At 37.3% G+C, this 11,634-nt stretch carries 11 protein-coding genes; all 11 read right to left on the bottom strand.

What is annotated here, in order from left to right; genetic code table 11:
* Positions 1-28: 28 nt before the first annotated feature.
* On the bottom strand, positions 29-907 hold the full coding sequence (gene dapA, locus V7183_RS06700; RefSeq protein WP_097895261.1) for a 4-hydroxy-tetrahydrodipicolinate synthase: 879 nt from the start codon (positions 905-907) through the stop codon (positions 29-31).
* A gap of 11 nt (positions 908-918) precedes the next feature.
* Positions 919-2,151, bottom strand: a complete 1,233-nt coding sequence (dapG, locus tag V7183_RS06695; protein ID WP_097895258.1) for an aspartate kinase — start codon at positions 2,149-2,151, stop codon at positions 919-921.
* Positions 2,152-2,174: 23 nt separating this feature from the next.
* Positions 2,175-3,221 (bottom strand): aspartate-semialdehyde dehydrogenase, encoded by a 1,047-nt coding sequence (locus tag V7183_RS06690; RefSeq protein ID WP_335359018.1) that lies wholly within the window; start codon positions 3,219-3,221, stop codon positions 2,175-2,177.
* Positions 3,222-3,370: 149 nt separating this feature from the next.
* Positions 3,371-3,970 carry a dipicolinate synthase subunit B gene (locus V7183_RS06685; RefSeq protein ID WP_097895254.1) on the bottom strand — a complete coding sequence of 200 codons (600 nt, stop codon included), beginning with the start codon at positions 3,968-3,970 and terminating at the stop codon, positions 3,371-3,373.
* Entirely contained in the window at positions 3,967-4,869 is a 903-nt protein-coding gene (gene dpaA, locus V7183_RS06680; RefSeq protein WP_097895252.1) for a dipicolinic acid synthetase subunit A, read from the bottom strand. The genes V7183_RS06685 and dpaA overlap by 4 nt, the downstream gene beginning before the upstream one ends.
* 285 nt (positions 4,870-5,154) lie before the next feature.
* On the bottom strand, positions 5,155-5,406 hold the full coding sequence (locus V7183_RS06675) for a YlmC/YmxH family sporulation protein (protein ID WP_097895250.1): 252 nt from the start codon (positions 5,404-5,406) through the stop codon (positions 5,155-5,157).
* Positions 5,407-5,609: 203 nt separating this feature from the next.
* On the bottom strand, positions 5,610-6,848 hold the full coding sequence (locus tag V7183_RS06670; protein ID WP_097895249.1) for a M16 family metallopeptidase: 1,239 nt from the start codon (positions 6,846-6,848) through the stop codon (positions 5,610-5,612).
* Positions 6,849-6,934: 86 nt separating this feature from the next.
* Positions 6,935-7,834 carry a polysaccharide deacetylase family protein gene (locus V7183_RS06665; protein WP_335359017.1) on the bottom strand — a complete coding sequence of 300 codons (900 nt, stop codon included), beginning with the start codon at positions 7,832-7,834 and terminating at the stop codon, positions 6,935-6,937.
* Between the two features lie 158 nt (positions 7,835-7,992).
* On the bottom strand, positions 7,993-10,131 hold the full coding sequence (gene pnp / locus V7183_RS06660) for a polyribonucleotide nucleotidyltransferase (protein ID WP_335359016.1): 2,139 nt from the start codon (positions 10,129-10,131) through the stop codon (positions 7,993-7,995).
* 160 nt (positions 10,132-10,291) lie between these two features.
* Entirely contained in the window at positions 10,292-10,561 is a 270-nt protein-coding gene (gene rpsO, locus V7183_RS06655; protein WP_001229392.1) for a 30S ribosomal protein S15, read from the bottom strand.
* A gap of 100 nt (positions 10,562-10,661) precedes the next feature.
* The gene (gene ribF / locus V7183_RS06650; protein ID WP_097895243.1) at positions 10,662-11,633 is read right to left on the bottom strand and encodes a bifunctional riboflavin kinase/FAD synthetase; all 972 of its coding nucleotides are present in this window, start codon (positions 11,631-11,633) and stop codon (positions 10,662-10,664) included.
* Position 11,634: the final 1 nt, after the last annotated feature.

Here is an 11,634-nt window from a genome sequence, read left to right as displayed (position 1 = left end):
TTATGGGACAGCCCCTTTTCACCCTATGTTAACGAGGGATTGATTGCATTACACCCTGCAATGTTAGTCTTTCTTCTTCTGTTAACGGAAGAAGTGGTAGACGTACAGAGCCTACATCTAATCCAACCATTTGTAACGCTGTTTTTACTGGTGTTGGGCTCGGTGCCATAAATAGCGCATTTGTTACTTTTACAAGTAATTGATGCAATTTCTGTGCTTTTTTGAAATCTCCTGCTTGGAACGCCGCAATCATTTCTTGCATTTCATTTCCAATAACATGAGAGGCAACAGAAATAATACCTTTAGCTCCAACTGCCATAGCTGGTAACGTTAAACCGTCATCACCGCTGTATACAGCAAAGTCGTCCGCTGTTTTTTCAATGATTTCTGTCATTGATAATACATCGCCGCCAGCATCTTTAATTGCAACAATGTTTGGTATTTCTGATAAACGAACAACTGTATCAACGGAGATTTGTACAATAGATCGCCCTGGAACATTGTATAACATAACCGGAAGTTCAGTACTTTCAGCAATTGTTTTAAAATGCTGATACATTCCCTCTTGGCTCGGTTTATTATAATACGGTGCTACTAGCATAATTGCGTCAACACCAACTTCTGTTGCTTTTTTCGTTAATTCAATAGAAGCATGTGTATTATTGCTACCTGTTCCAGCGATTACGGGCACCCTTTTATCGACAACAGATACGACATGGCGATATAACGCTACTTTTTCTTCTGATGATAATGTAGGAGACTCTCCAGTTGTTCCTCCTACCACGATTGCTGTTGTACCGTTATCAATTAAATAATTTACCAATTTAGTTGTCTTTGCAAAGTCGACATTTCCGTTTTTATCAAACGGTGTTACCATCGCTGTTGCAATTGTCCCAAAATCTATCATGGTCTCACTCCTTATTGTTCCAGTTGCTTTTCTTTAGAAAGCTCAAATGCACTATGTAATGCATTCACAGCTTCCACTAAATCTACTTCTTTCACAAGCACCCAAATTGTCGTATGACTATCGGCAGATTGTAAAATTGTTACACCTTTTTCTGCCAGCGCTGTGACAATTTTCGCTGTAACTCCTGGTATACCTGCCATTCCCGCTCCTACAATGGATACTTTCGCACAATGTTCCGTTACGATTGGTTCATATCCAAGCTTACGTAGAACGTCAACTGCAAGGCCCGATACATGATCATTCACTGTATAAGCCACACCTGTAGGCGAAATGTTAATTAAGTCAACGCTAATTCCTTCACTCGCCATTTCTTTAAAAACACGCTGTTGTAGATCATACGATCCTTCTTTTGCAACCACTTTAATTTGTGTCACGTTTGATACATGAGCGATTCCTGTAACAGGTCGCTCTTCTACATCACGGCCCTTTGTAGCACCATCATATGCGGCAATAAGTGTTCCTTCATTATCAGAATACGTAGAACGCACACGAAGTGGTACCTTTGCGTGCATAGCGATTTCAACTGCACGCGGATGAACAACTTTTGCACCTTGATAAGCCATGTTACAAATTTCATTATATGTTACGTTTTGAAGATGACGTGCATCTTTTACAATACGTGGATCAGCAGTCATTACACCTTCTACATCGGTGAAAATATCAATATATTCAGCGTGAAGCGCAACACCTAATGCTGAAGCTGAAGTATCACTACCTCCGCGTCCAAGTGTTGTCGTATCGCCTTCTTTCGTTTGCCCTTGGAATCCAGTAACAACAACAACATCTGTGTTTTGTAACTCTTCATGTATACGATCACAATTCATTTCAATAATCTTCGCATTTGTAAAATCAGCATTTGTTACAAAACCAGCTTGTGCACCATTTAAAGCCGCTGCTTTTACTCCGTTTTCATTTAACATATTTGAGAAGACGATTGCAGAGATTAATTCTCCACATGATAATAATAAATCCTGTTCGCGTTTTGAAATACTAGATTTCTCTTGATTCACAAGGTTTAATAATGTATCTGTTGCATATGGTTCACCTTTACGTCCCATAGCTGATACAACCGTAACTACTTTATAACCAGCATCTAATGATTTTTTAATATGGTGAAGTGCATGCTTACGTCCATTTTCATCACGTACAGATGTCCCACCAAATTTTTGAACAATAATTTTCATTTTTTGCACCTTCTCTTAGCCGTTTACACTAATTGTAATTTTACTAATCGCTCTGCAATTTGAACAGAGTTCCATGCAGCACCTTTTAATAAGTTATCAGATACGACCCAAAGATGGAATCCTTTTTCATTATTTAAATCTTTACGAATTCGTCCAACGAATACTTCATTTTTACCTACTGCAGTAGATGGCATTGGGTATAATTGTACTGCTGGATCATCCTGCAGTACAACACCTTCTGAATTTGAAAGTAAGCTTTTCATTTCTTCTACTGTAACACCTTCTTTGTCCACTTCAATGTAAACAGACTCAGAGTGTCCTGATACAACTGGTAAACGTACGCATGTTGCTGCAACTTCTAACTCAGGCATATGCATAATTTTTTTCGTTTCATTAATCATTTTCATTTCTTCAAATGTAAATCCATTATCTTGAAACTTATCAATTTGCGGGATAGCATTAAACGCGATTGGGAAATGTTTTTTGTCACCTGATACAGGTAAAACATTCGCTTTTACTTCTTCCCCATTTAAGATTGCTTGTGATTGTTCATGAAGCTCTTCGATTGCAGCAGCACCTGCACCAGACACAGCTTGATATGTGGAAACGATTACTCGTTTTAAACCAAATTGCTGACGAATTGGTTCAAGAGCGACTACCATTTGAATTGTAGAACAGTTTGGATTTGCAATAATACCATTATGTTCTTTTAAGTCATTTTCATTTACTTCGGGTACAACAAGTGGCACATTTTCTGTCATGCGGAATGCACTTGTATTATCAACAACAATTGCACCGCGTTTTGCTGCTTCTGGCGCTAATTGTTTCGATACAGATCCACCTGCACTAAAAAGTGCAATATCCACTCCCTCAAAGCTTTCAGGCGTTGCTTCTTGAACTGTGAATTCTTCTCCTTTAAATACAAGGTTCTTGCCTGCAGATCGTTTAGATGAAAGTAACGTTAACTTCCCAATTGGAAATTCTCGTTTCTCTAAAGTATTTAACATTTGTTCACCAACTGCGCCGGTTGCTCCAACTACAGCGACATGAAAAGTTTTTTGCTTTTCCATCACTATGCCCCTTTCTAGATACCAATCCTTCTATACTTAGAATTAGAAGGGGTATAAAGTACCCCTTCTAATCTTAATAACGTTAATTTTATCATATTCTGCGGTAAGAATGATGGTTTCATAAAAAATTGTCTGTTTTTTTTCGTTTTTTAATTCATATATCTGAATTTTTCTACAACAACTGGTTGTAATTGTTTCCCTTCTAGCGCTTCTATTATTGTATCTTCAAGCAACTCCATTCGAGCTACCATTGAATTCGGCTTTTTCTCCGGTGCATCTTGCCCAAATGGAACAAAATAAATATGTTTGGTAGCGATTAAACGCATGAGATTTACCCCATTGAGCCCAAGGGCATCATTCGTTGAAACAGCTAATACAACCGGCTTTCCATTTCGGAGCGTTGCCTTCGCTGCCATTAAAACTGGAGAATCTGTCATTGCATTCGCAAATTTACTCATTGAATTTCCTGTTAATGGAGCAATCACCATGCAATCTAACGGGATTTTCGGGCCAAGTGGTTCTGCTCCTACAATAGAATTAATAACCTTGTTTCCTGTTATTTCTTCAATTTTTCCAATCCACTCTTCCCCTTCACCAAATCTAGTATTTGTCGTTTGTACGGTGTAGGAGACAACTGGCAGTACTTCCACCCCTTCTGCAATCAATTTCTCTAAATGCGGCATAACTTCTGCATACGTACAATGTGAACCTGTAAATCCAAAACCAATCCGTTTCCCTTTCAAGCTCATTTCCCATTCTCCTCTCTTGCAATCATATCTACTGTTAATAGCTGAGAAAGAACATTAGCCAAAATTTGCCCCGCCGTTTTCGGTGCAACAATTCCCGGAAGACCAGGTGCTAACAAAGCTTTAACTCCTCGCTTCTCCGCATAACGAAAATCCGTACCACCTGGCTTAGAAGCTAAGTCAATAATTAAAGTGTGCGCTGGCATCCGTGAAATAACTCTTGCCGTTACAACAAGATGCGGAATTGTATTAATCACAATATCAATGTCACTTACTTCCTTCTCAATATCCTGCATATAAAAAGGAGAAAACATCATTTCCGAAATACGAGCGATATGTTCCGAACGCCTTGCTCCTACTTTGACATGCGCTCCTAATGATTGAAAAGCTCTAGCTACACTCATCCCAGTTCTACCAAATCCTAAAACCATGACATTCGAACCATGAATCGTATAGTCTGTATGTTGAATAACCATCATTAATGTTCCTTCTACTGTTGGAATAGAATTGTAGATTGCTACATCATCACGATCGAATAACTTTACAAGTTTTCGATTGGTAGTCGCTACAATACTCTCCAAATATGGTGTACCAATCCCTGAATATATAGTAAAATTTGCTGGCGTTTTTTCAATTTGTTCTTTTGTAATCGAAACTTTTTCATTTGAAAAAATAGTATCTACTTCCCCTTTTGCATTTGTTCCTGCTACCGGCAAAATAATTGCATCTAAAGAAGTGAAATCTAGATCTTGCATACTCTCTTTTGCTGCCCCTGTAAAACCATGATCTAATTGGTCAAACCCTATTAATGAAAGTTTCGCATCAAGTTCAACTAACTTGCGAATCACCTCTAGCTGTCTTGCATCTCCCCCTATGACAGCAATGTGCATCTCAGTCAACATTCTCTAATTCACCTTCTTTTTCTTTCATTTATATGAAAAGCGCCTACTTTTTCTTTTTCCTCCACATCATATGTACCGTACGAGTTAGAGGTGATTGCAAAACAAAAAGCATACATTATTTCTAAATATTTGATAGTTTATAAAGTGAAACTTTAATCAGCAAGGATTTTACTTGCAATTAATCCCCCGTCTAACTTCTTTGCTTTCGCTGCACTTTGAGGTGATAGATTATGATCCACGAATAGCAGGATAAAAAAAGAAAAAGACAACCAAAATGGTTATCTTTTATTTTGACCCCGAATGATTCGCAAGGTCAAAAATAATCATATCATGCCCAACTTTCTTAATCCTGCTCCATTCTACCCGCACTTCCTGCTGCTCCCTTTTAAAACCTCCCCATTTTCCAACAGGTATGATGAGAGCTTGAATCTTTCCATCCTTCTCATTAATTTCTAAATCTGCATGGCCTAAAACTCCCATTTTTTCCGCACGTTCCAAGTCTACAATTTCCTTTCCACTTAATTCACTCAAACGCATAGGACTCTCCCCCTTATTCAGCTCATGTGAAGCAACACTCTATAATAAGTACCTATTCTACATGCCTAAAAAAAATAACCAGAATTTTACGATCGATTTATCTCTTTACTTCCACTGAATTTTGAGATAGGCACCTTACTGCCTGCGAATAACGGGATAAAAAATAACCGTATCTCTTTAACACGAGATACGGTTATTTCTCTTTATTTCATTCCCTTTGGCAACTCGCCATTTGGACTAATAAGCGCTGCAGAAAATTCATTTGTAAACATATCGCGGATCAATGTATCTACATTTGTTTTCGTCACACTGTTTACACTCTCAATAATTTCATCAAGAGAACGATGTTTTCTAAGAAGTAATTCATTTTTACCATTGCGGCTCATACGACTATTTGTGCTCTCTAAACTTAGCATTAAGTTTCCTTTAAGCTGTTCTTTACTATTAACGAGTTCTTTCTCCGTGATACCTGTATTTTTCAATGTTTCTAACGTTTCTTGCATTGTATCATACAGCGTATCTAATTGTTGATTTCCTGTCCCACCATACAGTGTTAACATTCCAGTATCTTCATAAGAAGAATGATAAGAGAACACGGAGTATGCTAAACCGCGTTGTTCACGTACCTCTTGGAACAAGCGACTACTCATACTGCCACCTAATATATTATTTAGCACAATTAAGTTATAAATATCTTCATGCCCCATTTGCAATCCTTGGAAACCTAAGCATAAATGTGCTTGCTCTGTTTCCTTCTTACGAGCAACCTTATTGAAATGGAAAATCGGGCTATGTACTTGTTCACGATTTGTTGTTCCTTCGTAGTTACCAAAATATTGTTCCACTGTTTGCACAAATGTTTCATCAATATTTCCAGCAATCGATACAACAACATTTTCAGGTGTATAATGATCTTTAATATATTGACGCAGTGTATCACCCGTAAACGTTTCAAGTGTTTCCTCTGTTCCTAAGATTGGATATCCTAGCGGATGCGTTTCATATGTTGCTTTCGTTAACATATCATGTACGATATCATCTGGCGTATCTTCATACATTTTAATTTCTTCAAATACAACATTCTTCTCTTTTTTCAATTCTTCTTCATCGAATGTTGAATTAAAGAACATATCCGCTAAAACATCTAGTGCATATTTCGCATGCTCATCTAACACTTTTGCATAATAGCATGTATATTCTTTTGAAGTAAATGCATTTACTTGCCCACCAATGCTATCAAATGATTCTGCAATTTCTCTCGCACTACGCGTCTCTGTTCCTTTAAAAAACATGTGTTCTAAAAAGTGCGAAACCCCATTGTTTTTCTCATTTTCATTTCTTGAACCTGCATGGATCCATATACCAATCGCAACTGAACGGACAGTTGGGATATTCTCCATAACGATTCTTACACCATTTTTACAAGTATATTTTTTAATCAAAAACTTTCCTCCTAATGCCAGTTTCTCTAAATAATTGCTATTATTTAATGATAACAAGTTTGGGCATGAATGTCATGCAAATGTATTTAATCGATGCGTTTTTCATCTAGTAATTCTGTAATATTCCCTACTTTATACCCTTGTTTTTTTAATTGCATAATCATCGTATCCAATGCTTCCGTTGTTGAGGAAGTAGGATGCATCAATACAATAGCACCCGGATGTATTTTTCCCATGACCCGTTGCAAGAGCACCTCAGGCCCTGGATGTTTCCAATCAATTGTATCAACCGTCCACATAATCGTTCCCATCTTTAAGTCATCTGCTACCTTTACAACTTCATCACGAAAGCTTCCACTCGGTGGTGCAAACCATCTTACTTTTTGATTAGTAGCTGCCTCAATGATTTGATTTGTCTTTTGTAATTGTTCTTGTATTTCATTTGTAGATAGTGTTTTCATATCAGGGTGCGTATAGGAATGATTCCCTACCTCTTGATTTGCATCCACAATCATCTTCGCAAATCTTAAATTTTCTTTTACCCAGCGACCTTCTAAAAAGAACGTTGCCTTTACATCATGTTTTTTCAATGTCTCTAATATACGCGGAAGATATTCATTGCCCCAAGCAACATTTATCGTTAGTCCAACCATTTTCTTCTGTGGATGCCCACGATAAATTGGAGATGGTGATAAATCTTCTAAATGAACACTAGGTGATACTTCCCGGAAAACAAGTTTCTTTTCATCAAACTTCTTTAACTTCTTCATATTATTATATGATGCCTCAGTATCAATTTCTTTCCCATTATACCCTGGCGTCGCTTTCCAAATTTTATCAATCATTGCATTTTGAGGAGCAATTAAATGCAGCTTCGCCTGTTTCTGAATTTCTTCATATAGATCATCATTGGCAAATACTGAATACGAACATACTCCTATACAAAAAAAGAATATAGATATACATATAAATATACGAGTTCTCATATAATCCCTCCCATTAACTATCCCAAAAGAGAAAATCCATTCTCTTCTTATCTTTGTTAATTTGAGCGTTATGCTGAAAACTATACCTTCTTATATAAAAATCTATATTGCTTATATTTTTTTATATAACAAAAAAAAGCCAAAATTTGGCTTTTTCCTTATTTTTGTTCTTGTGTATTTTCTTCTTTTGCTGCTTCTTTTTCTTGCTCTTCTTTTAGCAATACTTTTCTAGATAGATTTACACGACCTTGTTTGTCAATCTCGATAACTTTTACTGAAATCTCGTCACCGATTTTCACAACATCTTCTACTTTCCCTACACGCTCAAGTGCAAGTTCAGAAATATGAACAAGTCCATCTTTGCCACTGAATAGTCCAACGAAGGCACCGAATTTTTCAATACGTTTTACTTTTCCTAAGTAAATTTCGCCTACTTGTACTTCGCGTACGATATCTTCAATGATTTTCTTCGCCTTTTCATTCATCTCTTGATCAATTGATGAAATAAAGACCGTACCATCTTGCTCAATATCAATTTTCACGCCAGTTTCTTCAATGATTTTGTTAATTTGTTTACCGCTTGGTCCAATAACATCTCGGATTTTATCCGGATTAATTGTCATTGTAATAATTTTTGGAGCATATGCAGATAGCTCTTTACGAGGCTCAGCAATAGCAGATAACATATGATCTAGAATGTGCATACGACCAATCTTAGCTTGTTGTAATGCTTCTTCTAAAATTTCACGAGATAAGCCATCAATTTTAATATCCATTTGTAATGCAGTTACACCTTGTGCTGTACCTGCTACTTTAAAGTCCATATCACCTAAGTGATCTTCCATACCTTGAATATCAGTTAAAATTGTGTAGTGCTCACCAGATTTCACTAGACCCATTGCAATACCCGCAACCGGTGCTTTTAGTGGCACACCAGCATCCATCATCGCTAAAGTACTACCACAAATACTTGCTTGTGAAGTAGAACCATTCGATTCTAAAACCTCAGATACAAGACGAACTGTATATGGGAAATCTTGCTCGGATGGAATAACTGGTTCAAGAGCACGCTCACCTAATGCACCGTGACCAATTTCACGACGACCTGGTCCACGCATCGGTCTTGTTTCACCAACACTAAAGGATGGGAAATTATAATGGTGCATAAAGCGTTTAGATTCTTCTACACCTAGACCATCTAAAATTTGTACATCTCCTAATGCGCCTAGTGTACAAATACTTAGTGCTTGTGTTTGTCCACGTGTAAACAAGCCAGAACCATGCGTACGAGATAAAATACCTACCTCTGATGCTAAAGGACGAATTTCATCACCTTTACGTCCATCTGGGCGGATTTTTTCAACTGTAATAAGACGACGTACTTCTTCTTTTACAATTTTATATAAAATCTCATTTACTTGTCCTAATGTTTCAGCATCAGCTTCTTGCGCTTCATAATGCTCAATTACACGTTTTTTCACTTCATTAATCGCATCTTCACGTGCATGTTTTTCGTGCACTTGAATTGCTGAATGCATGTCTTGCTCAGCCATTGCACGTACTGCTTGATTAAGCTCAGCATCCACTTCATAAAGTTGTACTTCTGTTTTCTCTTTACCTACAGCTTGTACAATCTCTTCTTGGAAAGCAATTAGACGTTTAATTTCTTCATGACCAAACATAATTGCTTCTAACATCGTTTCTTCAGGTACTTGATCCGCTCCCGCTTCTACCATGTTAATTGCATCTTTCGTACCAGCTACAACAAGGTGAATATCACTTTTCTCTTGTTGTTCTACTGTTGGATTAATAATGAATTCGCCGTCAATACGACCAACTGTTGCACCCGCGATTGGACCTTCAAATGGGATATCTGAAATCGATAACGCTAATGAAGAACCAAGCATAGCTGCCATCTCAGAAGAACAATTTTGATCAACACTCATTACGATGCTGACAACTTGTACTTCATTACGGAAACCATCTGCGAAAAGCGGACGAATTGGTCGGTCAATTAAACGACTTGCTAAAATTGCTTTTTCACTCGGACGGCCTTCACGCTTAATAAAACCGCCTGGGATTTTTCCGACTGCATATAAACGTTCTTCATAGTTTACTGTAAGCGGGAAGAAATCTACATTTTTTGCCTCTTTTGATGCAGTTGCTGTAGATAGAACCGCTGTGTCGCCATATCTTACTAATACTGCTCCGTTTGCTTGTTTTGCAAGCTGACCGGTTTCAATTGTTAGCTGACGACCAGCTAAATCTATCGAGAAGACTTGCTTTTCTTGACTCATTTAAGTACCCCTCTCAATTTAAAATATTCAATTCTTCTATGTAAATGGATAGTCTATCACAATATTCTTCCTCTAGTATTGCCGAAAATGAAGTAAGCTATAAAGAGTAGAAGATATATTTTTACCTAACAAAAAAGCGGGAATATTCCCGCTTCTTTGACTATCGACGTAAGCCAAGCTTTGTGATTAATTCACGGTAACGTGTGATATCGCTATTACGAAGGTAAGTAAGTAAGTTACGACGTTTACCAACCATCTTTAATAGACCACGGCGTGAATGATGATCTTTCTTGTGAGTACGTAAGTGCTCGTTTAGAGTGTTAATTTGCTCCGTTAGGACAGCAATTTGAACCTCTGGAGAACCAGTATCAGTCTCATGAGTTCTAAATTGTGCAATGATTTCATTTTTACGCTCTTGTGTTAAAGCCATCCTATTTCACCTCCTAATAATTAAACCACCAATTCCCTAGCAAGCGTCGGTGAGTCGCAATGCCAAGCAATGGTTGTCATAAAGTACATAACATAGAATACTACTTTTCATTGGAAAAAGCAAGCATATTCTTTGCGGTACTAAAATATTCTTGCGCCGTCATTTTGTCTTGTGCAATTTGTGCAACTAACTCATCGATGCCATTAAACTTTTTCTCTTCTCGAATACGCATATGCCACTCAACAGTAACAATTTGATCATATATATCCTCATTGAAATCGAATAAATGCACTTCAATAGATAACTTACGCTCCGCCTCTTTAAAAGTTGGTTTATAACCGATATTACATACACCATCATGCCACTCATCATGAACTTTTAATCTTACTGCATACACTCCAACAGGTGGCAGAAGGTATTCATCACTTAAAGCTACATTAGCTGTTGGAAAACCAATTTGACGTCCACGTTTATCTCCGTGAACAACCGTTCCTTCTACTGTATAAGCTCTGCCTAAAATAGATGGAATTTGTTCCATTTCTCCATCTCGAATCAATTTTCGTAATGCTGTGGAACTTACTTTTTCTTCTTGAAATTCAACTTTTTCAATCACGGTCTGTGTAAACTCCCCTCGTGCATGAAATGGTAAAGTCTCCATCGTCCCTTTTCCTAAACGTCCATATGAATAATCAAAGCCTGCTACTACATGCTTTACATTTAGCCCAATAATATATTCATCTACAAACTGTTGTGGTAACAATCCAGCAAATACTTCATCGAATTTCACCACATATAACATATCAATCCCTAAGCTTGCAATTACTTTTTCTTTAATGCTCATAGGTGTAATGTACTCCACATGCGCTTCTTTTTTCCCTAATATAACAGATGGGTGTGGATGAAACGTTATGACAGCACTTTTATATCCTCTTTCATCCGCTATTTTTTTTGCTGTTCGAATCACACGTTGATGTCCTAAATGAATGCCATCAAAAAATCCTAATGCCATTACAGTTGGTGGTAATTCTAATTTATTTTGTTCATGTGGATGAGTTAAATGAATGAGTTTCACG

The organism is Bacillus sp. JJ1127 (assembly GCF_036965845.1).
GTDB lineage: Bacteria > Bacillota > Bacilli > Bacillales > Bacillaceae_G > Bacillus_A.
Note: the sequence above shows the minus strand (reverse complement) of the source record. Positions and strands in the feature narration are given on the sequence as shown.